Annotated in this window: 21 protein-coding genes; all 21 read right to left on the bottom strand. The window is 37.3% G+C overall.

What is annotated here, in order from left to right; all coding sequences use genetic code 11:
* Nucleotides 1–281 precede the first annotated feature (281 nt).
* A complete protein-coding gene (locus AAIB49_RS03010; protein ID WP_339214624.1) occupies nucleotides 282–647 on the bottom strand; it encodes a diacylglycerol kinase family protein in 366 nt (121 codons plus the stop codon).
* A complete protein-coding gene (gene ybeY, locus AAIB49_RS03015) occupies nucleotides 625–1,089 on the bottom strand; it encodes an rRNA maturation RNase YbeY (protein WP_339214622.1) in 465 nt (154 codons plus the stop codon). The genes AAIB49_RS03010 and ybeY overlap by 23 nt, the downstream gene beginning before the upstream one ends.
* Nucleotides 1,089–3,218: an HD family phosphohydrolase gene (locus AAIB49_RS03020; RefSeq protein WP_339214620.1), complete on the bottom strand. Its 2,130-nt coding sequence runs from the start codon at nucleotides 3,216–3,218 to the stop codon at nucleotides 1,089–1,091. Before AAIB49_RS03020 ends, ybeY begins: the two co-directional genes overlap by 1 nt.
* 90 nt (nucleotides 3,219–3,308) lie before the next feature.
* Nucleotides 3,309–4,277 (bottom strand): PhoH family protein, encoded by a 969-nt coding sequence (locus tag AAIB49_RS03025; RefSeq protein WP_339214618.1) that lies wholly within the window; start codon nucleotides 4,275–4,277, stop codon nucleotides 3,309–3,311.
* A 2-nt stretch (nucleotides 4,278–4,279) separates the two neighbouring features.
* Nucleotides 4,280–5,503, bottom strand: a complete 1,224-nt coding sequence (gene yqfD / locus AAIB49_RS03030; RefSeq protein WP_339214617.1) for a sporulation protein YqfD — start codon at nucleotides 5,501–5,503, stop codon at nucleotides 4,280–4,282.
* A gap of 23 nt (nucleotides 5,504–5,526) precedes the next feature.
* A complete protein-coding gene (gene yqfC, locus AAIB49_RS03035) occupies nucleotides 5,527–5,808 on the bottom strand; it encodes a sporulation protein YqfC (protein WP_186869949.1) in 282 nt (93 codons plus the stop codon).
* A gap of 96 nt (nucleotides 5,809–5,904) precedes the next feature.
* Nucleotides 5,905–6,420 (bottom strand): hypothetical protein, encoded by a 516-nt coding sequence (locus AAIB49_RS03040; RefSeq protein ID WP_339214614.1) that lies wholly within the window; start codon nucleotides 6,418–6,420, stop codon nucleotides 5,905–5,907.
* 32 nt (nucleotides 6,421–6,452) lie between these two features.
* Nucleotides 6,453–7,445 (bottom strand): flotillin-like protein FloA, encoded by a 993-nt coding sequence (floA, locus tag AAIB49_RS03045; RefSeq protein WP_186869951.1) that lies wholly within the window; start codon nucleotides 7,443–7,445, stop codon nucleotides 6,453–6,455.
* Between the two features lie 48 nt (nucleotides 7,446–7,493).
* A complete protein-coding gene (locus tag AAIB49_RS03050; protein ID WP_343457186.1) occupies nucleotides 7,494–8,828 on the bottom strand; it encodes an NfeD family protein in 1,335 nt (444 codons plus the stop codon).
* A gap of 273 nt (nucleotides 8,829–9,101) precedes the next feature.
* Nucleotides 9,102–9,548 carry a GatB/YqeY domain-containing protein gene (locus AAIB49_RS03055; protein WP_186869953.1) on the bottom strand — a complete coding sequence of 149 codons (447 nt, stop codon included), beginning with the start codon at nucleotides 9,546–9,548 and terminating at the stop codon, nucleotides 9,102–9,104.
* 15 nt (nucleotides 9,549–9,563) lie between these two features.
* Entirely contained in the window at nucleotides 9,564–9,740 is a 177-nt protein-coding gene (rpsU, locus tag AAIB49_RS03060) for a 30S ribosomal protein S21 (protein ID WP_042145999.1), read from the bottom strand.
* A gap of 168 nt (nucleotides 9,741–9,908) precedes the next feature.
* The gene (gene deoC, locus AAIB49_RS03065) at nucleotides 9,909–10,580 is read right to left on the bottom strand and encodes a deoxyribose-phosphate aldolase (protein ID WP_339214610.1); all 672 of its coding nucleotides are present in this window, start codon (nucleotides 10,578–10,580) and stop codon (nucleotides 9,909–9,911) included.
* A gap of 111 nt (nucleotides 10,581–10,691) precedes the next feature.
* Nucleotides 10,692–12,047, bottom strand: a complete 1,356-nt coding sequence (gene mtaB / locus AAIB49_RS03070) for a tRNA (N(6)-L-threonylcarbamoyladenosine(37)-C(2))-methylthiotransferase MtaB (protein WP_339214608.1) — start codon at nucleotides 12,045–12,047, stop codon at nucleotides 10,692–10,694.
* A 2-nt stretch (nucleotides 12,048–12,049) separates the two neighbouring features.
* Entirely contained in the window at nucleotides 12,050–12,805 is a 756-nt protein-coding gene (locus AAIB49_RS03075; protein ID WP_339214607.1) for a 16S rRNA (uracil(1498)-N(3))-methyltransferase, read from the bottom strand.
* 10 nt (nucleotides 12,806–12,815) lie between these two features.
* Nucleotides 12,816–13,754: a 50S ribosomal protein L11 methyltransferase gene (gene prmA / locus AAIB49_RS03080; protein ID WP_339217958.1), complete on the bottom strand. Its 939-nt coding sequence runs from the start codon at nucleotides 13,752–13,754 to the stop codon at nucleotides 12,816–12,818.
* Between the two features lie 84 nt (nucleotides 13,755–13,838).
* Nucleotides 13,839–14,966 carry a molecular chaperone DnaJ gene (gene dnaJ, locus AAIB49_RS03085; RefSeq protein WP_339214606.1) on the bottom strand — a complete coding sequence of 376 codons (1,128 nt, stop codon included), beginning with the start codon at nucleotides 14,964–14,966 and terminating at the stop codon, nucleotides 13,839–13,841.
* 320 nt (nucleotides 14,967–15,286) lie between these two features.
* On the bottom strand, nucleotides 15,287–17,116 hold the full coding sequence (dnaK, locus tag AAIB49_RS03090) for a molecular chaperone DnaK (RefSeq protein WP_343457187.1): 1,830 nt from the start codon (nucleotides 17,114–17,116) through the stop codon (nucleotides 15,287–15,289).
* 37 nt (nucleotides 17,117–17,153) lie between these two features.
* Nucleotides 17,154–17,738: a nucleotide exchange factor GrpE gene (grpE, locus tag AAIB49_RS03095; RefSeq protein WP_339214604.1), complete on the bottom strand. Its 585-nt coding sequence runs from the start codon at nucleotides 17,736–17,738 to the stop codon at nucleotides 17,154–17,156.
* Between the two features lie 50 nt (nucleotides 17,739–17,788).
* Complete coding sequence (hrcA, locus tag AAIB49_RS03100) at nucleotides 17,789–18,820, bottom strand: heat-inducible transcriptional repressor HrcA (protein ID WP_339214603.1); 1,032 nt, start codon at nucleotides 18,818–18,820, stop codon at nucleotides 17,789–17,791.
* Between the two features lie 63 nt (nucleotides 18,821–18,883).
* Nucleotides 18,884–20,056, bottom strand: a complete 1,173-nt coding sequence (gene hemW, locus AAIB49_RS03105; RefSeq protein ID WP_343457189.1) for a radical SAM family heme chaperone HemW — start codon at nucleotides 20,054–20,056, stop codon at nucleotides 18,884–18,886.
* Nucleotides 20,057–20,496: 440 nt separating this feature from the next.
* Nucleotides 20,497–22,305: a translation elongation factor 4 gene (gene lepA / locus AAIB49_RS03110; protein ID WP_339214599.1), complete on the bottom strand. Its 1,809-nt coding sequence runs from the start codon at nucleotides 22,303–22,305 to the stop codon at nucleotides 20,497–20,499.
* Nucleotides 22,306–22,612 lie beyond the last annotated feature (307 nt).

A 22,612-nucleotide genomic window follows, 5' to 3' on the forward strand; every position in this document is an offset into this window, starting at 1 on the left:
ATTATGAAAAGATCATATTTACTCGTTTTTTAGCGAATTTGCGAGTTAAGTCACCAATCATCTTATTCTTTACTTTATGATGATTCAGCAAGGTAAGTGCCATACTTATCCCTTTCTCCAAATACTTGTTGTAAAGGAACAGCCACAAGTAAGCAATCTAATTGTGATGGAATCTTTACCATTAGGAATGCCTATATCTATCGAGACAAAAAACAGACCTATTGAAGAATATCCAATAGGCCTGAATTTTTCCTAAGTAAGTTCGTTACTGCTTTGTATCCTTAAAATATTTTCGGAATAAAGATGACAACCCCCACGATTAGAGCGGTGAGAGAAGCGATTAGAACCGCGCCTGCTGCTATATCTTTTATCTTCTTAGCCGCTGGGTGGATCTCAGGTTTAACATAGTTGATTATTTCTTCAATTGCTGTGTTTACCATTTCAGTGGTAACCACGAGACCCATTACAATGATAACAGCCAACCACTCTATAGTGTCAATATCGAAATAACATCCAGCAATGACCACTAGAACAATCGATAGCATATGCAAGCGAAAGTTATGTTCTGATTGGAACACTTCCTTTAACCCATTTAAAGCATAGGTAAAGCCGATAGATTTCCTTTTACCTTCCAAGGTTAAATTCACCTAGTATTTCCTCTTGTTTTTGAAACATAACCTTCTCATCTTCTTTCGTCATATGATCATAACCTAATAGATGTAGAAAACCATGCACAGCTAAAAAGCCTAATTCTCTTTCATAGGAATGATTGTAATCTGCCGCTTGTTCTTTTGCTCTTTCAACTGAAATGATAATATCACCTAGCACAACTGGTAAATCTTCTCCAACGATCTCTACTTCGTCATCTACAGTTTCTTCTAATGCGAATGAGATAACATCGGTTGGCTTATCTAAGTTACGATAATCTCGATTAATCTCTTGTATTTCCTCGTTATTCACAAACGTAACCGAAACCTCAGCATGATTCGGTACGGCTTCCTTTTTAGCAGCAATTTCTAGTAATCCTGTAATTAATTTAATTTCATCTTCTAACACCGAATTGGTATTATCTTGAAAATCTATATCCATTATTTTGCCTCCTTTGTTGGATATTGAATTCTAGAGTGAAAGATTCCTTTTAATGTTTCACAAATGGTTTGATGGACAATTTTCACTTCTTTAATTGTTAGCGGACATTCATCTAATTGTCCATCCATTAATCGCTCATTTACAATATTGGATACGATTTCTTCAATTTTTTCTTCAGTAGGTTCCTGTAATGAACGTACCGCCGCTTCTACAGAATCACAAATAGATATGACAGCAGCCTCTTTAGTTTGCGGTTTCGGACCGGGGTACCGGAAATCTGCTTCTCTTGTTGTTGGGTTCTGTTCTTTCTCTTTGAAATAAAAATACTTTAACAATGTCGTACCATGATGTTGCATTGCGACATCGATAATCTCCTTAGGCATACGATGCTTCTTGAGTAGTTCTGCACCATCATAAGGATGGCGTATAATAATTTCAGCACTCTGCTCAGGTGAAATCACGTCATGTGGATTTTTAATAGACAATTGATTTTCAATAAAATAATGCGGTCTTACGGTTTTGCCAATATCATGATAATAAGCAGCTACTCTAGCTAATAAACCATTTGCCCCAATAGCATCACATGCGGTTTCACTTAAATTAGCAACCATAATGGAGTGATGGTACGTTCCTGGAGCTTCTGTTAAGATTTTTTTGAGTAATGGTTGATTCGGACTCGATAATTGTAATAGCTTTATATCAGATAGTATACCAAGACCTGTTTCAAAAAATGGCAGTAAGCCGATGGTTAAGACAGCTGATAAAAAAGCAGAAGCTAAACCATATCCAGATAATAGTAATAAATCAGCTAATGAATATTTTTCAAAGGACAAGAATACAAATAATAGTATCGTAACAATATTCGCAATGGACATTCCAATACCAGATCGAACAATCGATAATCGATCCTTAACATTCATCAAGCATACGATTGCTGCAAATTGTGAGAAAAAGAAATAGACAACCGCTTCTATGTTAAGTGTACCTGGTATTTGCCCATTAAATATAATACCACCAAGAATAGCATATAATGCGGTTAACACGATAGCTAATCGTTCATTGATTAGCTGCTTAACTAAGAGAACCCCAGTTGCTACAGGCACAATAAAGAAGAGCTCATTAGCATGTGTCGTAAATAGACTAATCGTTTTCATTAAAGAAACAACGAAAAAGCTGATTAATAAGATTGAAGCAATTGCTCCTTTATCCAGTCTCTTATAATTATCGATTCGGTTCATCTCATAAAAAATGATCGATCCAATCAATATAATGAGAATGGCTAATCCGATAACTGGAAATACATTACGGTCTTCATTTAAAAGTCCAACTAATTGAAGTTTTTCATAAACTTCATTTGTTATGGTCTCTCCTTCTCTAACAATTACTTCACCAGCATTAATCATAACTGGCTCGACCGTACTAGCTGCCTGTTTTCTTGCCTCTTCTGTCTTATCAGCATCGTAGAAAGAGTTCTCAACAATAACAAATTCGGTCAGTTCTTGTAACGCCTCAATTAAATTATCATCTAATGTAGAATAGCGAATATTTTCTTTAATACTTTCGATAGCACTATTCATATTCGCTGTTCGTACACCAGTCTCGTATACCTCTTGAACATAGGTAATGAACAGTTCTTCCCCTTGTTCTCTTTCCTCAGGTGATACATCAATTAACCTAAGAAATACACTGTCATCCACTTTTTCCGTTATACTGTTGGATAGTAATTGTTTTAATCGCTCTACTTTTTCGCGATTGTTTAAAGGAGCTGGTACGTCGCTTTCATCCTCCTTCATGGATTCCGCTTCTAATTTATCTACAGCATTAAAAATCTCTTCTATGTATCCAATCTGTTCCTGGGCAATTTCTGTTGAAATATCAAATCGATCCTGCACGGACTGATAAACTTCTCTAGTCTTTCTCTTCGTCTCTTGTTGATTTTCTATGGTGATTGGTGAACGAATCGTTTCTCTTGCTGTTGTCAGAGGTTCAATATCATATGTTTCCGTGTATACATTATTAAAGGATAATAGAAAAAAATAAAGGCTTAATGCGATAATCGGTACAACAATACGTAGAAATTTGCTTCTTATTTTCATGATATATTCTATAATATTCTTAAACGAATTCATGATTTCACCTCTTTATCTTCATATTTCCCATCAAGTAATTCATTATTTCGAAAAATAAAGAAATAAGACCCTCCAAACGGGTCTCCTAGACTAATCAATCTTGTTGCTTTTTTCGTATGCATCTATGATTCGCTGTACCAATGGATGTCTCACTACGTCTGTTTGTGTGAGATGGACAAAAGAAATTCCTGTTATAGCGCCTAACATTTTCTCTGCCACATGTAGTCCAGATTTTTTCCCTTTTGGTAAGTCAATTTGTGTTACATCACCAGTTATAACCATTTTCGAACCAAAACCTAGTCGAGTCAGGAACATCTTCATTTGTTCTGGCGTTGTATTCTGCGCTTCATCTAATATAACAAAGGCATCATCTAGTGTGCGTCCTCTCATATAGGCTAGAGGAGCAATCTCAATTGTCTCTCTTTCGATTAACCGCAGTGTATGCTCTGCTCCTAATACATCATTTAATGCATCATACAATGGTCTTAAGTAAGGATCAACCTTCTCCTTCAAATCACCAGGTAAAAATCCTAAGCTTTCACCTGCTTCAACAGCTGGTCTAGTTAAAATGATTCGCTTTACTTGACCATTCTTAAGAGCTTGAACAGCCATAACAACGGCAAGATATGTTTTACCTGTACCTGCAGGACCGATACCAAATACTAAATCATTCTCTCTTATGGCTGCTATATAGCTTTTTTGTCCAAGGGTTTTAATTCGAATGGACTTTCCTTTAACATTTTTTGTGATGACATCCTCAAATAGCGTTTCAAATTGATTGATTCTTCCTTCCTTTGCAAGCTCAATCGCATAAACAATATCACGCTCAGCTATTGTTATTCCCTTACGAACCACGTTTAGAAGGGTTAAAAGGATATCCTGTACAATTGCAATATCACTATCAGTTCCAGAAACACTAATTTTCTCTCCTCTTGTTATAATAGAGACGTTAAGTTTTTCTTCAATATGTTTTAAGTATCTGTCATTATTCCCAAAAAGCTCGAGAGCCTCTTCTGGATTGGTTAGTTCAATATCAATTGCGTTTAAGTTATCAGGCATATTCAATCTCCTTGAGTTATAGGTTGTGCTTTAGCAATATTTTCCTCAACTGTCATATATAATTCTAATTTAACTTTACCATTCTCTACAGATTCATGCAAAACTTTTTCTGATACAATCTTAGCCTCCGGTCCAAGCTGTAGTTGAAGCTCCTCTTTCGCTTGTTCGATACCTGCTTTTCTTGCCTGTTCCTTCGTTCGTTCTAACTCGTGATACTGTTTTTCACTTAAAGTTGTTTCTATTATTTTTAACGGTAAATCCCATTTTATAAATTTTATTGGCGTTTCGATGCTTTCATAGTGAATTGCCTCATATTCTGGTGTTCCGAATCCCCATACTGGTAATTTAAAGTCACGAATGCCTATATAATATTTTTTCTCCTGTTGACCAGTAACAAGTTCATAATTTTGATTTAATGGAATACTAACATTCATTTCGTACCATGTTCTAGCAATAATTTCACCTTCTGCTGGTACGACTATCGAATCATTTTTCTTTTCTTCCTCATCATCCTGATTCTGTGCTACTTCATTTAATGTACCCGAAACTAGAACTTGTCCAGGCTGCACGTAATCATTAATTTCCACTTTTGGTAAGCCTTTCGCGACATACATTTTCTTGATAACACCCTTCTTTGTCGCCACCAAATCTCTCGGTCCCCCTATTTCTTCCTCTTTAACAACAATTTTTTCTACTCCTTCTAATTGAAAGGTTGTCCCTTTTTGCCTGACACCAACCCAAAGCAATTCAGGAATGTCATTGGTTAGTTTCTGCTGGATAATTCCCGGTGAATCTAATGTAAAAATCCAAGCACCTGGATGAATACCATACTCATCTAGTTGTTTGGCGATTTTTTCTTCAATTTCGATAGGTAAATCACCCGTAACCTCTACTTTCCAAATGATATTGGACATAAAAAGAATCATTAATATGCTCATCACAAGCGATAGAACAAATTCTCTTCTTTTTATAAAGCGACTTATTATAAATGGGTAACCTTTCCGCTGTTCAAACGTAATCTTATATTTTTTTTCACGTCTTAATTGTTTCACTCTAGCTATATCAGATAGCTTAACATTACCACTACACGTTTCGTTACCTTCTCTTTTAATATTCCATACGGTAATACCACGATTGGCACATGCTTGGAAAAAATGATCTGGCAAACGACCTTTTACCACAATTCTTACATATCCCTTGAAATATGACCCCTGTATCTGTTTCATTTCGTCCTCCCATTTACTAACGTTTATCCTGGAATAAACTTAACATCTGTTATGTTTCCTTCCAGTAATATTTCTTCTGGTAACATCATCTTTAATACAAATGACGATCCTTTTATTTGGATATAGCCCTTTGTTGTTTTTAACCTTAATTCGTCGTCCGTGAATACGGCGAGTCCTTTATGATTTTCAATGTATACATGTATTTGGCCAATAATCGTTATTCTTGGTAGTTCCATTACAACATCAGAAGGCAATGCGAGGTATTTTACTAGCCATGGTCGTAATCGTTGTTGTAATTTCTTCACAGATGCGAGCCCCCTCTCACATACATATTTATGAGAAACTAAAACAGTTAAGAACTAAAAAACCCAAAAGCATCATAAGGATGCTTTTGGGTTTCATTATCGTGATATATGTCTTTTTCTCTCTGTTATTACATTTTGGTAAGGCTTCCTTGCTCTTGGTGGGCCTAGCACCTCCGACATAATGATGCCTTGTACTAATCCACGTCGATTAAGGCCAGTCTTTACCTCTTTCTTAAATTTCTCTTTATTTTCAGCTACCTTGTTCGTAGCCTGATGCTTAATCGCATCCTGTATACTAGATCCTAATCCTACATCCTGTTGACTTATGTCATCAAGATTCACCTTAGATCCAGTATTCATTCTGCTTTTTAACTGTTCCATTTGCTGCTTTTGCTGTTCTTCAATAGAAGGTTGCACTGGAGCAGTTCTTTGAGTCGTACTCCGCGTTCTCTCTTGACCTCCTGAAGGGGTAGGATTTGGTCTAGGTACATTCGTTGGTCGACTTGGTGTTCGTTGCTTTTTCTCATTTTGCTCATTGTTCCCAATCGTTCCTTTAATAATCCCAAAGAGGATAATGGCAATGAGAGGTAAAAAATTTAATATTTCTTCCATCATGTCCCCCCTTCCTGTTAATAGCAACTAAATTACTTGTTCTCATCATTGTTTTCTTTAGATAATTTTCCAATAGAATCACGCATATCAGTGTCTGCATTAATATTTTCGTAATTCAAATAATCCATCACACCTAATTTTCCAGAACGTAATGCCTCTGCAAGTGCAAGTGGTACTTCCGCTTCTGCTTCCACCACTTTCGCACGCATTTCTTGTACACGCGCTACCATTTCTTGTTCTTGTGCTACCGCCATTGCACGACGTTCTTCGGCTTTCGCCTGAGCAATATTTTTATCTGCCTCTGCTTGGTCAGTTTGTAAAATCGCTCCAATGTTCTTACCGATATCAACATCTGCAATATCAATCGATAGAATTTCGAATGCTGTACCAGCATCTAAGCCTTTAGAAAGAACAGTATGTGAAATAGAATCTGGGTTTTCTAAAACTTTTGCATGTGTTTCTGAACTACCTATTGTACTTACGACACCTTCCCCAACACGGGCGATGATGGTTTCTTCACCAGCACCCCCTACTAGGCGGTCGATGTTAGCACGTACTGTAATTCTTGCTTTTGCTTTTACCTCGATACCATCCATGGCAATACCAGCAATAAATGGTGTCTCAATTACTTCAGGATTAACACTCATTTGTACTGCTTCTAATACATCACGACCAGCAAGGTCAATAGCCGCAGCACGTTCAAATGATAACTCAATATTCGCACGATGTGCAGCGATTAAAGCATTTACCACTCTATCAACATTACCACCAGCTAAGTAGTGACTTTCCAGTTGATTTGTTTTAACATCAAGTCCTGCCTTGTGTGCTTTAATTAATGGGTTAATTACTCGACTAGGTACCACTCGGCGTAGACGCATTCCGATTAATTGAAGTATACCTACTCGAACACCAGCAGCTAATGCACTAATCCAGAGTGTAACAGGTATAAAAGTAAATAGGATTGCAATTGCAATCAAGATCACAGCGATTAAAATCACCGGAAAAATGTATTCTTGTGGATCCATATAAATTTCCTCCTAAAGTTTATTTATCTTATAGGTTATTAATTAACCTTATAATTCCCTAACAAGTATACGTGCTCCTTCAACTTTTACTACTTTAACTGGTACATTCGCTTGAATAAAACTACCTTCCGATACAACATCCACTCTGTCTTTCCCGAAGATAGCCACTCCAGAAGGTCTCAGAGCTGTCGCTGTGACACCTACCATACCAATTAATTCAAGCCGATTTTCATTAGAAACATAGCCTAACTCTGTAGTTGTGCGGTCCCGAAGTATGACATGACGAAACACGCCTTTATCCAGACCTACTCTTCTAAATAAGATAACAGATGCAATAATGACAACTAGTAAAGCAATTGCAACACTTATCGTCATATGTCCAATATTAGCACCTGACATAAAGATTGAACCAATTATGGCACCAACTCCTAATAAGCCTAATATACCACCTGGAACAAAAAATTCAGCAATGAGAAGTGCTATACCGATAACTAAGATAATAATTGCCTCCATCCCGGCAAGTCCTGCGACCACATGACCATAGAAAAATAATACTAATGAGATTATTCCTATACTACCTGGCACACCAAATCCTGGGGAATACAGTTCAACAATTAATCCCAATCCTGCTAGTGATAATAGGATGGAAATAACGATTGGGTTCGTTATAAATCTAGCTATGTTCTCTGCAAGAGTAGTTTCTGTTTGAATAATAGTTGCATTCGATAATCCTAGCTCATGCAGCAATTCAGTACGGTGGGATACAATTCCTTCAGCATATCCGACTTCCACCGCTTCTTGTGGTGTTAAGGTTAAAAATTCTCCCTCCGGTGCATCTAGTTCAGGTAAATCAATACTAGAATCTGCCATGGCAGCTGCATATAGAGGGTCTCTTCCACCAGCCTCAGCGGCACTAGTCATGGCCTTTAGCCAAGCTGACTGTGCTTTCTTGTCAGCCGCAGTCCCATCTGAATTAATAACGCCACTTGCTCCCATCGTAGCTCTTGGAGTCATATATATGTTATCGGTATGAAGCGCTATATAAGATCCAGCAGATAGGGCTTGACTAATAATAAATGATGTTGTTGGAATATCTAAATCAGCAATAATCGTTCCAATATTATCAGCCGCTTGCACGCTTCCACCTGGAGTATTAATCTCAAAAATAATGTGATCTGCACCAGCTTCTACAGCCTCTTTAGTTGTTCTAGATAGAAAGGCTTCTAATCCCCGTTCCACATCATTTTCAATCGGGATGACATAGATAAGCTTACCCCCACCCTGTTCATCCGCATGTGCTACTTCTCCAGTATTAGGTGAAAATACCGATAAAAACAAAGTAGCGAATATGGCAATATAGAGTATCAATCGTTTTTTCGGCAATGATGGCACCTCCTTTATACACCTATTCATACGTTGTGAGTCTAAGTAAGGTTTCAAAAAAGATTTAAAAATGTTATTAACTATAGTAAATAGTATCATAATTTGATGGTGGAACGGTAGGGATATGAGAAAGGATAGGATATAAAATTCATACCTACCATTATGTATAAGGAAAAAAAGACGGTCTTAAGCAAAATCCAATAACACTTTACATTTTAAAGTTCCCATTTAAGTAAAAAACCCTTGCCTATCAGCAAGGGTTTCTAGGGTATACTAATTCAAGAATTCTTGAACTAATTTATTAATTTTAGAGCCATCAGCTTTACCTTTTACTTTTGGCATAACCGCACTCATCACTTTACCCATATCTTTTTTTGAAGATGCACCAGTTTCTTGAATCGTTTCTTGAATAATAGCCGAAAGCTCTTCATCTGAAAGTTGTTTAGGCATATATTCTTGAATGATTTTGATTTCCGTTTCAAGTTTTTCAACAAGATCATCGCGTCCAGCTGATTTAAATTCTTGGAGGGAATCTTTTCTTTGTTTCATTTCTCTTGATAAAATTGATAATTCTTCGTCTTCCGATAAATCACTTTTACCAAGCTTTATCGATTCGTTCTGTAATGAAGCTTTAACCATGCGAATCACACTAAGTTTTTCTTTGTCCTTACTCTTCATCGCTTGCTTCATATCATCGTTCAACTGTGTAAGTAATGACATCTTCTAGCACCTTCTTTAGAATTTACGCTTTCTAGCAGCTTCAGATTTCTTTTTACGACGAACGCTAGGTTTTTCATAGTGTTCACGCTTACGATATTCTTGTAGTGTCCCACTTTTTGCAACACTACGTTTAAAGCGACGAAGAGCATCCTCAAGAGACTCGTTTTTACGAACGCGAGTTGTATTTGACATGCTAATTTCCCTCCCTCCGAAGCATAAAACAGATTATAAAGACGAATGACATATCACACGCCTTTTGTAATTATAATATAACACGAAACATCGGTCAACTGATTATTTCTTGTTCGTGTTTTTTTCTTTCTCTTTCAGTTTGTGACTACTATTATTTAGGCAATACCATTAATAATCAGAAGTCCCTTGATTACCATTGATAATGTCTACTCCTGCACTAGCACCAATTCTTGTCGCACCCGCACTAATCATGGCTTCTGCTCCAGCTAAGTCACGTACTCCACCAGATGCTTTTACTCCCATATCCGGTCCGACTGTTTTACGCATTAACGTAATATCTTCAACGGTTGCGCCTCCTCCAGAGAAACCTGTTGAAGTTTTTACAAAGTCAGCTCCAGCTTCTTTAGCTAGTTTACAAGCACGTACTTTTTCATCATCTGATAGTAGTGATGTTTCGATGATTACTTTCGTTAATGCTTGTCCTTTAGCAGCCTCAACTACAGCTTGAATATCTTGCTTAACTAATTCATCATTACCTGATTTCAATTCTCCAATGTTAATGACCATATCTACTTCAGTAGCACCATCAGAAATGGCTTGTTTTGTTTCAAATACTTTTACTTCAGTAGATGTTGCTCCTAATGGAAAACCGATTACTGTACATACTTTTACTTCCGTATCTTTTAAATACTCATAACATAAGGATACCCAATGTGGATTAACACAAACGGATGCAAATTTGTATTCTTTCGCTTCTTCTACAATCTTTAGAATACTGTTTTTTGTTGTATCTGGCTTTAAAAGCGTATGATCAATATATTTTTCTAAATTTTGTATCATGGTTAACTCCCCTTTATCAGTTGTACGTACCTCTTTGGTATCATAGCATTTTCTAAAATAAAAAGCTATTTATTTTCGGTTATTCGCTAAATAAAATGCCCAGTCTTATGACTAGGCATTCATTTTTATTTTACCATGGGTGGCATGTTCCATAATTCTTACAAAAGTACCCTCGTTATATGGATAACCTGATTTTGTTATTTTTACACGGACAATTTTTCCGATCATATCAGGTGTACCTTCAAACTTCACTTTAAGATAGTTATCCGTATAGCCGACTAACATATTCGGATTATCCTCTTCTGGTGCACGTTCTTCTGGAATTACTTCAAGTACTTCGTTTTCATATCGAGATGCATATGCTTTTGCTAGTTCCTCTGATAGGTCTATCATCCGTTGAACTCGCTCATTTTTCACATCTTCGTCCACTTGGTCTTCCATTCTAGCAGCAGGCGTCCCTGTTCTGCGAGAAAACGGGAATACATGTAGCTCGGAATAACCAACTTTTTTAATAAAATTATAAGTTTCCATAAACTCTTCTTCTGTTTCTCCAGGGAATCCAACAATAACATCAGAAGTAATCGCGAGATCTGGTAAAGCACGACGTATTTTCTCTACTTTTTGATAATAATAATCTGTTGAATACTTTCTTCTCATCCGTTTTAAAACAGAGTCAGAACCAGATTGTAATGGGATATGTAAATGACGCACGATCTTCTCCGATTGGTCTAATACATCAATGACTTCATCGGTAATCTGACTCGCTTCAATTGAAGATACCCTTATCCGTTGTAATCCTTCAACTTTAGACTCTAAATCACGTAAAAGCATTGCAAAGTTGTAGTCATTTAAATCTTCCCCGTAGCCAGCAGTATGAATTCCTGTCAATACAATCTCTTTATAGCCAGCATCTACTAATTTTTGAGCTTGATCTAATACACTCTCAGGGTCTCTTGAACGTAATAACCCTCTAGACCATGGAATAATACAGAATGTACAAAAGTTATTACAACCTTCTTGAATTTTCAATGAGGCACGTGTTCTATCAGAGAATTCTGGAACGTCCATTTCCTCAAATACGCGATTTTTCATGATGTTTGACACACCATTAATTGGCTCTTTCGTTTTCTTATGATCTTCAATATATTGAATCATATTTTTACGATCTTGCGTACCGACTACAACATCCACACCAGGTATTTCTAATATCTCACCAGGTGACGTTTGTGCATAGCATCCTGTAACACAGACAATACCATCGGGATTTTTACGAACAGCTCTTCTAATAATTTGTCTACTTTTTTTGTCTCCTGAGTTCGTTACGGTACACGTATTAATAACATAGACATCGGAATCATGGTCAAAATCGACACGTTCATAACCTTGCTCCTTAAACATCCGCCATATTCCTTCTGTTTCATAATGATTTACCTTACACCCTAATGTGTGAAATGCAACTGTTGGCATTACTAGTCCTCCAATTCTTCCAAATGGTATGAAATACTAGCCAGTGCGTATAAAGCAGCTGTCTCGGTCCTTAAAATTCTAGGACCTAATCGAACAGGGAGAAAGTGATGTTCTTTCAATATATCAACTTCATCAGTTGAAAAGCCACCCTCTGGACCAATACATATTATAACTCGGTCTCCCTTGTTTAGCTTACTTACAACACTTGCAAATGATTGGAAAGAAGCCGTTTTTGCCTCTTCTTCATATGCGAAAAGTCGTACATGATAGGTGTTACTTTCCTCAATAAGCTGCTTCAACTTCATTGCTGGCTTAATTTCTGGTAAATGATTGCGGTGGGATTGCTCACTTGCTTCTTTTATAATTTTACGGTAACGTGTTAATTTCTTTTCTTCTTTCTTAGCATCCCATTTTACAACAGTTCTATCAGCCTGAAAAGGGATAAAAGCACTTGCACCGAGTTCGGTTCCCTTTTGTAGCACCAAATCCATTTTATCGCCCTTCGGTAAGCCTTGGGCAATGGTTACATAGACAGGTAGCTCGCTATCCCTTTCTAACCACTCTACAACTTCTGCAGTTACGGAATCCGTATCCATTTGTACAATTTTACAAATAGCTCCCTTTGAATCTGGTGGATTACATATTATCCGGTCATCTACCTGCATACGCATTACTCTTACTATGTGGTGAGCATCATCACCAGCAATTACTACAGTATCATTTCTCCAATTTTCTGTTGGAACAAAGTACCTTTGCATAAAAAAGCACCTACTTTTTCTTCGCTACTACAGAAACCCAGTCTTCCAGTTCATTAATTTCGATTATTTCAAACCCCTGATCCTCTAGCTGCTCTAAGACCATTTCCTTTTTCGCTTGAATGATGCCAGAAGTAATAAAATAACCACCCTGAATGAGATTATCCCATGCTTCCTTAATAAATCGAACAATGATTTCTGCTAATATGTTAGAAACAATGACATCCACCTTCATATGAACATCCTGCAACAAATTATTTTGTTTCGTATGGATTAATTGATCAACTTGATTGACTTTTGCATTCATTGTCGTACTAGTCACAGCAATTTCGTCTAAATCATACGCATAAATTTCCTTAGCACCTAGAAATGCAGAGGCAATACTAAGTACACCCGAACCACATCCAACATCGATTACCGTTTCATCGCCTTTAAGGTATTTCTCTAATGCACGAATACTTAAAATCGTGGTTGGATGTGTCCCCGTACCAAATGCCATCCCAGGATCTAATTCAATAACAATTTCTTCTTTAGACTTTGGTGTATATTCTTCCCATGTTGGCGTAATGGTAATTTTATCGGAAATGTGCACTGGTTTATAATATTTCTTCCATGCTGTTGACCAATCCTCTTCATCTACTTCGCTCAATGTAATCTGATTTTCACCAAGATCAATGTCAAAGGTTCTCAAATTATTTACTGCTAACTTGATTGCATCAACTGTCTCACCTAAAGAGCTATTAGTAGGTAAATAAGCCTTTATATATACACCCTCTTCTGGATAATCATTCGCATCAAGCTCAAAAATCTCACCATACATCGTGTCCTTCTCAATGATTAAGTCTAGCGGGTCCTCAATAACGACACCACTTGCTCCCAAATCATGTAGGATATTGGAAATCGGTTCGATAGCTTCATTTGTGGTATGGATACAAATCTCTGACCATTTCAAGCAAATCTCACTCTTTTCTTTTTCATTATAGTCTTGTATTCCGGTTCCTATCATCGTTATGTATTAGGGAATTAGGTTAAAATCCTATTCCCCTTTAAATGCTCTTTTGAATTTCTGGAAAAGTGAATCCTCTTGTTCCTCTGCTTTTCCATTACCAGAAATCTCATTAAATTCTCGTAATAATTCTTTCTGACGATCGGTTAATTTAGTAGGTGTTACAACACGAACTTTAATATGTTGATCTCCTTGTCCATAACCTCTTACATTAGGTGCTCCCTTACCTTTTAGACGAAATACCTTACCAGTCTGAGTACCAGCAGGGACTTTTAGCTTCACCTTACCATGGACAGTTGGAACCTCTACTTCATCACCAAGAGCTGCTTGTGCAAAGTTTAATGGTAGCTCACAGTAAATATGATCTCCTTCACGAGTAAAGAATTCATGGCTACGTACTTGAATAACAACGTATAAATCACCACTAGGACCACCGTTCTTACCTGGTTCCCCTTTTCCTGCTACACGAATTTGTTGTCCATCATCAATACCAGCAGGAATGGTAATGTGGATTTTTTTGTTCTTTTTAACAGTACCTTTGCCACTACATGTTGTACATTTTTCCTTAATAACCTTTCCAGATCCATCACAATAATGACAAACTCGGCGGTTTACTACACGACCAAATGGCGTATTCTGTTCGGTATTTAATTGACCTGAACCATGACAGTGAGAACATGTTTCTGGCTTAGTACCAGGCTTTGCTCCAGAACCATGACATGTAGCACATTGTTCATCTTTAGGTATCGTAATATCTGCTTCTTTTCCGAAGATAGCTTCCTCGAAATCTAATATCATCGTATATTGTAAGTCTGCACCTTGTTGTGGGGCGTTCGGATCTCTTCTACGTCCCCCTCCACCAAAGAACATGTCAAATATATCGCCAAATCCACCAAAATCCTGAGAACCACCGAAGCCACCAAAGCCTTGGCCTCCATTCATTCCGGCATGGCCGAATTGATCATATTGTGCACGTTTTTGATCATTGGATAATGTCTCGTATGCTTCCTTCACTTCTTTAAATTTATCAGCAGCATCTGGCTCTTTGTTTACGTCTGGATGGTATTTACGAGCTAATTTGCGGTATGCCTTTTTGATTTCTTCTTTAGATGCGCTTTTGTCTATACCTAAGACTTCATAATAATCTCGTTTTGACACTCTGTATCACTCTCCCGAATCACTTTCACATAGAGTAAATCATAACATTAACAACATTATGATGGCAAATGGTTCATTGCTTGTGCTTTAGTAGATTTAGTTAATAAACCATATCGTCCAATCGATTAACACACTGGATACTTACAAATAAGGATAGCTTCCTATATTCTGCTCGTACTCAACTAGTGGCCTCATTATCCGTAAGAAATTTGTGTGTGACCGACGAAGCATCTTGCCAACTATTGGGGTGAACCAACTTAACTTAAAAAAGTCAAAGTCAAGAAGGTCCTGACTTTGACTTTTTTTGTGCACGTATTTACTTATTTTTTCTCTTCGTCATCGACTTCTTGGTAATCAGCGTCAACTACATCATCTGACGTGTTTTGAGCTGCATCTTCTTGACCAGCTTGGTTTGCTTGAGCCATTTGTTCATATAGCTTTACAGATAACTGTTGTACTTGTTCTTGTAACGCTTCTTTTTTCGCTTTAATTTCATCGAGGTCATTACCTTCTACAGCTTTTTTCAACTCTTCTTTAGCTGCTTCTGCTTTTTGTTTTTCCTCATCCGAAACTTTATCCGCTAAATCTTTTAGCGTTTTATCGGTTGTAAAGATTAATTGTTCTGCTTCATTACGAAGCTCCACTTCTTCACGACGCTTCTTATCAGCTTCCGCATTTTCCTCTGCTTCTTGTACCATACGTTCTACTTCTTCATCTGATAAGCCGGAAGAAGATTTAATCGTAATGGATTGTTCTTTATTCGTACCCATGTCTTTTGCACGTACATTAACGATACCGTTAGCATCGATATCAAAGGATACCTCAATTTGTGGTACTCCTCTTGGTGCTGGTGGGATATCCGTTAATTGGAAGCGACCAAGTGTTTTATTGTCTGCTGCCATCTCACGTTCCCCTTGAAGAACATGAATATCTACAGCGGTCTGATTATCAGCTGCTGTTGAGAACACTTGTGAATGACTAGTAGGGATTGTTGTATTACGTTCAATAAGTTTCGTAAATACGCCACCCATAGTCTCAATACCAAGTGAAAGTGGTGTTACATCAAGTAATACAACATCTTTCACATCACCTTGTAAGACACCACCTTGAATAGCAGCACCTAATGCTACTACTTCGTCTGGGTTTACCCCTTTAGATGGTTCTTTACCAATTTCACGTTTGATTGCTTCTTGTACTGCTGGAATACGTGTTGAACCACCAACTAAAATAACTTTATCAATATCATTTGCAGTTAAATCTGCATCGCGTAATGCTTTACGAGTTGGGATCATTGTACGTTCAACTAGGTCAGAAGATAACTCTTCGAACTTAGAACGAGTTAGGTTCATCTCTAAATGTAATGGACCAGCTTCTCCTGCAGTAATGAATGGTAATGAGATTTGTGTTTGGGAAACACCTGATAAATCTTTCTTAGCTTTTTCAGCTGCATCTTTTAGACGTTGCATAGCCATTTTATCTTTTGCAAGGTCAATTCCGTTTTCTTTTTTGAATTCTGCAACTAGATGCTCGATGATAACTTCGTCAAAATCATCTCCACCTAGTCGGTTATCCCCTGCAGTTGCAATTACTTCAAATGTACCTTCACCAATATCTAGGATGGATACATCAAAAGTACCTCCACCAAGGTCGTAAACAAGGATAGTTTGGTCTTCATTTGACTTTTCAATTCCATATGCTAAAGCAGCTGCTGTTGGTTCGTTAATAATACGCTCTACTTCTAAACCAGCAATTTTACCAGCATCTTTCGTAGCTTGGCGTTCAGCGTCATTAAAGTATGCAGGTACTGTAATAACTGCCTTATCCACTTTTTCACCAATATAATCTTCTGCGTAAGATTTTAAATGTTGAAGAATAATAGCAGATACTTCTTGAGGTGTATATTCTTTATCTTCAACTTTTACTTTATAATCTGTACCCATATGACGTTTAATAGAAAGAATCGTATTCGGGTTAGTAATAGATTGGCGTTTTGCTACTTCCCCTACCTGTCTTTCTCCATTTTTAAACGCTACAGCTGATGGTGTCGTACGGTTCCCTTCAGGATTAGGGATAACAACCGCTTCTCCACCTTCCATAACTGCAACACAAGAGTTTGTTGTTCCTAAATCAATTCCGATGATTTTACCCATGAATTATTTCCTCCTTGACAAGATAGCCTTCTTTAAATTATTGGTTTACTTTTACCATTGCAGGACGGATTACACGATCCTTCATCATGTACCCCTTTTGTAGTTCCTCTACTACCGTATTCGGTTCAAAGCCTTCTTCCTCAACCTGCATAACGGCTTGATGAATATTGGGATCAAATTCTTTCCCAACAGCTTCGATAGGTTCAACACCTTGTGATTTTAATGCATCCACAAGCTGTCTATATACCATCGAAATTCCATCTAACAAGTTCTTGTTAGCATCTGTCGTTTCTACTTGTAAAGCACGCTCGAAATTATCGATTGCAGGTAAAAGCTCTGTAGCAAGATCCTGTGCTTTATACTTGCGCTCCGCTTCCCGTTCTTTAATGGAACGTTTTTTGTAGTTATCAAATTCAGCTTGTGTTCTTAATAGTCGTTGGTATAACTCTTCTTTTTCTTGTTGAACTTTCGCCAACTCTGCTTCTAGCTCGGTTGTTTCTGAATCAGGTTCAGTACCTTCTTCTTCAGTTGTCACTTCGGAGTCGGCAGTTTGCTCTTCCTTTTCATCTTGTTCGTCAAGATTCTTCTCATCTTCGACCCCTGTAACATCTTTTTCTTCCATGATTCGCACCTCCAAAATACAACTCAGAAAGACATGCTCTTCCCATGCCTTTACCCGTTGTTTTTATACCATAAGTATAAAGCATCTGTCATTTCATTTGATAGCGCATTTAATAATGTAATTACTTTGCGGTATTCCATCCGTGTAGGTCCAATTAGTGCAATAGTTCCCATTTGTTCACTTCCTAATTGATAGGAAGCAGTAATCAAACTGAAATCCTTGATTTCGTCAACCTTATTTTCATTTCCAATGGTCACCTTTATTCCATGTTGTGGTGTCTTTAATAAATTTACAACCTGATTCTCGTTTTCCATCATTTGATAGAATGACCGAACTTTATTAATATCATTAAATTCTGGTTGTGTTAATAAATTTGTTTTTCCACCTATATAGAGCTTTACCGGTTGATCACGGAAGAAGGCAGACGCTAAATATTGAAAGGATTTTTCAAAATCACGAACGTACATCCTCATTAATGATACTACTTCCGTTGTTATAACATCTGGTAATCGTGCCAGTGAAACGCCCTTTAATCGTTCATTTAAAATATTGACGATTTTTTCCAAGTCAGATGGGCTAATTTCTCCAGGGATCGTGAAAGAACGATGTTCAACATGACCGGAATCTGTAACCAGTATTGCAACTGCCGTATGATCCGACAGTGGAACAATTTGCAACTGTTTTACTTTTGTTTCGAATATTTCTGGACCTAAAATGATGGACGTATAATTTGTTAAATCAGACAATACCTCAGCCGATTTTTGTACGAGCTTTTCAAAGTCAATAAATTCATCCCGAATTAAATCCTTCATTATATTTAAATTACTTTTATCAATAGACGGTGCAATGACATGGTCTACATAATAACGATATCCTTTTTCTGATGGCACACGGCCTGAAGAAGAATGCGTTTTTTCGATAAAACCCATTTCTTCCAAATCCGCCATCACATTACGGATAGTTGCAGCACTGAAGGATATTTCATCTTTTTTTGAAATCGCACGTGAACCAACTGGGTGGGCTGATTCAATAAAATCATCAATAATAACTTGCAAAATCATTAATTGCCTATCCGTTAACATTAATGATCACCCCTGTTAGCACTCTCTTACCTCGAGTGCTAATACTACTAATAAATTATCAAATCACGATTTTTTTGTCAATGCTATTGCCTCTAGATCTTCTTCTTCCAACAGAAAATACTCAAATACATCATTTCCAAATAGTAACCCTTGCTGTGAAAGATGGATGGTCTCTTTATCATTAATTAACCAACCCTTTTGAACTAGGTGTTCAATTTGTTGTTTATACAGTAATTCATGTGAAAACCCAAACTTGTCCTGGAAGACTTTCTTATGGACCCCACACAGTTTTCGTAACCCTAAGAACCATTCTTCCTCAATTTGCTCTTTTAAACCTATCGTTTCAACCTTTAGAATTGGTTTTCCATCCTCATTTGCTTGTTTGATATATGCCGGTAATGGTCGAATATTCATGGTACGTTTTCCTGGTAAGTAACCACTCGCACCGGCTCCAAAACCATAGTAATAATCATTATTCCAATAGGTCAAATTATGTTTACTTTCAAAACCGGACTTGGCAAAGTTACTTATTTCATATTGTATTAGTCCACTTTGCCGCATTTTTGATTGCAGGATGTCATACATTTCTACCTCTTCTTCTTGAGCAGGTCGATGTAATTGTCCTTTTTTATAACGGTTATAAAAAATCGTTTTTGGTTCGATCTGTAAGGAATAAGCTGAATAATGTGGTAAACCAAAGGAAAGTGCCTCAGTAACCGTTTTTTCAAAATGCTTAGGTGTTTGATTCGGTAAAGAGTAAATCATATCTAAACTAATATTAGTTAAGCCAGCCGTGTTTAATAGTTCAACCGTTTTATATACATCTTTTACGCGATGGGCTCTTCCAAGTTCCGCTAACATCACATCATCAAACACTTGAACACCAAGTGACACACGATTTATACCGTATTCCTTTAAGAGTTTCGCCTTATCTGCATCAAAGTCTCCTGGATTAGCTTCAATGGTATATTCTTCACAATTCCAAACGTCAAATTTTTCTGCCACGAACATTAGTAATTTTTTTAATTGGGAATAGGTTAAAGCAGTCGGGGTTCCTCCGCCAATAAAAATCGTTTTGACGGGATGCTTACTGCCTTGAATTTGTGTGTTTATTTCGTTTTCTAGTGCTTCTAAATATTCCGTTGCCAATTGTTCATTATAAAAGAACTTTGTAAAATCGCAATAATGACAGATGTGCTGACAGAACGGGATATGGATATATACTGATTGAATCATATTATGTCTCCTAACCATCCTAAAACTTTTCTTGGATTGACATCTTCTGAAAAATTGTAGGCTCTATAATTAAAAAAGAAAAAAGGCTGGAACAAAAGAATTTATCTCAAAGGAAAAACCGAATAACGAGCAAAGACCCAGCTCCGGAAATATACTTGCGGTTGCTTCCAGTACAGGGGCGACATCTGCTCGAAAAAACCCTGGCAGCGTCTACCTTGCACTTTATCACAGCATAAGCGCGACATCTGCTCGAGAGAACCTCGCAGTGTCTTCTTTACCGCCGGGCAGCTGGTGAGCCTCCTCGTGCTACTTCTTTAGGGGTCTCAGGCAGTGCCCTTTCCTCCCGCAGGAGTCTACGTATATTTTCGGAGCTAGCATCGTGTATCATTCGGTTATACATTTAATTCTTTTCGTTATGTCCTAGCCTCGTTCTCTTACTATTATTCATCATCCATTTTTAATACGGCCATAAATGCTTCTTGTGGTACTTCTACTGAACCAACCATCTTCATTCGTTTTTTTCCTTCTTTTTGCTTCTCTAGAAGTTTTCTCTTACGGGATATATCCCCACCATAACATTTTGCTAATACGTTTTTACGCATTGCTTTGATGGTTGATCTAGCAACTATTTTATTTCCAACTGCTGCTTGTACCGGAACTTCGAATTGTTGTCTAGGAATTAATTCTTTTAATTTCTCTACGATTTGCTTCCCGCGATCATATGAAAAATCTTTATGCACAATAAACGATAACGCATCGATTGTCTCCCCATTTAGCAGGATATCCATTTTCACTAGTTTCGATGCTTGATAACCTAATAATTCATAATCAAATGATGCATACCCTTTTGTATTGGATTTCAATTGATCAAAGAAATCGTACACAATTTCAGAAAGTGGGATATGATAAATCACATTGACTCGAATATCATCGAGATATTCCATGTCAATAAACTGACCACGCTTCTTTTGAGCGATTTCCATTACTGGTCCTACGTATTCATTCGGTACCATAATAGTAGCTTTCACATACGGTTCACGAATTTCTTGAATCTTCTGCGGATCTGGCATGACAGATGGATTATCAATCGTTAAAACTTCTCCGTCTGTTTGCTCTACTTCATAGATTACACTAGGAGCAGTAGTTATAAGATCAATTTTAAATTCACGTTCAATACGTTCTTGAATTATTTCCATGTGTAATAATCCTAAAAACCCACAACGGAAGCCAAATCCTAACGCTTGTGACGTCTCTGCTTCATATTGTAAAGCTGAGTCATTCAATTCTAATCGTTCGAGCGCCTCACGTAAATCGTTATATTTACTGGAATCTACTGGGTAAAGTCCACAATAAACCATAGGATTTAAGCGTCGATATCCTGGTAATGGCTCTTTTGCTGGATTATCTGCTAGTGTAATGGTATCTCCTACACGTGTATCTCCAACATTCTTAATGGACGCGGTAATATAGCCAACGTCTCCAACATTTAGCTCTTTAAGTGGCAATTGTTTTGGTGTAAACACACCAACCTCGTTTACCTCAAATTCTTTACCGGTTGCCATCATTTTAATACGATCGCCAACTTTTACAGATCCTTCTTTCACACAGACATACGCGACAACACCACGATAGGAATCATATAATGAATCAAAAATAAGTGCTTTTAAAGGCTCATCTGGATCTCCAGCCGGTGGTGGGACGGCCTCCGTAATTCGCTCAAGAATGTCTTCGATACCAATATTCGCTTTAGCAGATGCTAAAATAACGTCATCAGGATCAATTCCGATTACTTCCTCCAGTTCTTTCTTTACACGTTCTGGGTCAGCACTAGGTAGGTCAATCTTATTAATAACTGGAATAATCTCTAATTCATTATCTAATGCGAGATAAACATTCGCAAGTGTTTGCGCTTCAATTCCTTGTGCTGCATCAACTACTAAAATGGCACCTTCACAAGCCGCCAAACTTCTAGATACTTCATATGTAAAATCAACATGTCCTGGGGTATCAATTAAATGGAACGTAAAATCTTCCCCACTTTTACTCTTATATTGTAATTGTACTGCATTCAATTTAATCGTTATGCCACGTTCTCGTTCCAAATCCATTGCATCAAGAATTTGGTCTTTCATTTCACGTTTTGTAACGGTTTGTGTATTCTCTAAAATACGATCAGCCAAAGTCGACTTACCATGGTCAATATGGGCTATGATAGAAAAATTACGTACATTCTCTTGGTTTCTTACCATACGTGATGTTCACTCCTACTTGCCTTTACCCATTTTCGGTAAAGTACATATTTAATACATCCTAGTATTAGAAAAACTCGCATTCGCACATCTTTTGCGAATATGTTGTTTTTTCTTATGCTGGTTAGGAAAGCTAATTGTCCTTTCCTATCTGCCAACAATTCGATGATTGCTAGGATGATTATAGCAATTGGAGTCTATTGTTTCAAGAAAGAGTTGCCATAATCATACATAAAGACGCAATATCTCGATTTAGTAGAATGATTTACTTTCAACCACGATATCTAATCTAACGCAAGAAGTGGCT

The sequence above is a fragment of the Ornithinibacillus proteolyticus genome, assembly GCF_039581225.1.
Taxonomy (GTDB): Bacteria; Bacillota; Bacilli; order Bacillales; family Amphibacillaceae; genus Ornithinibacillus; species Ornithinibacillus massiliensis.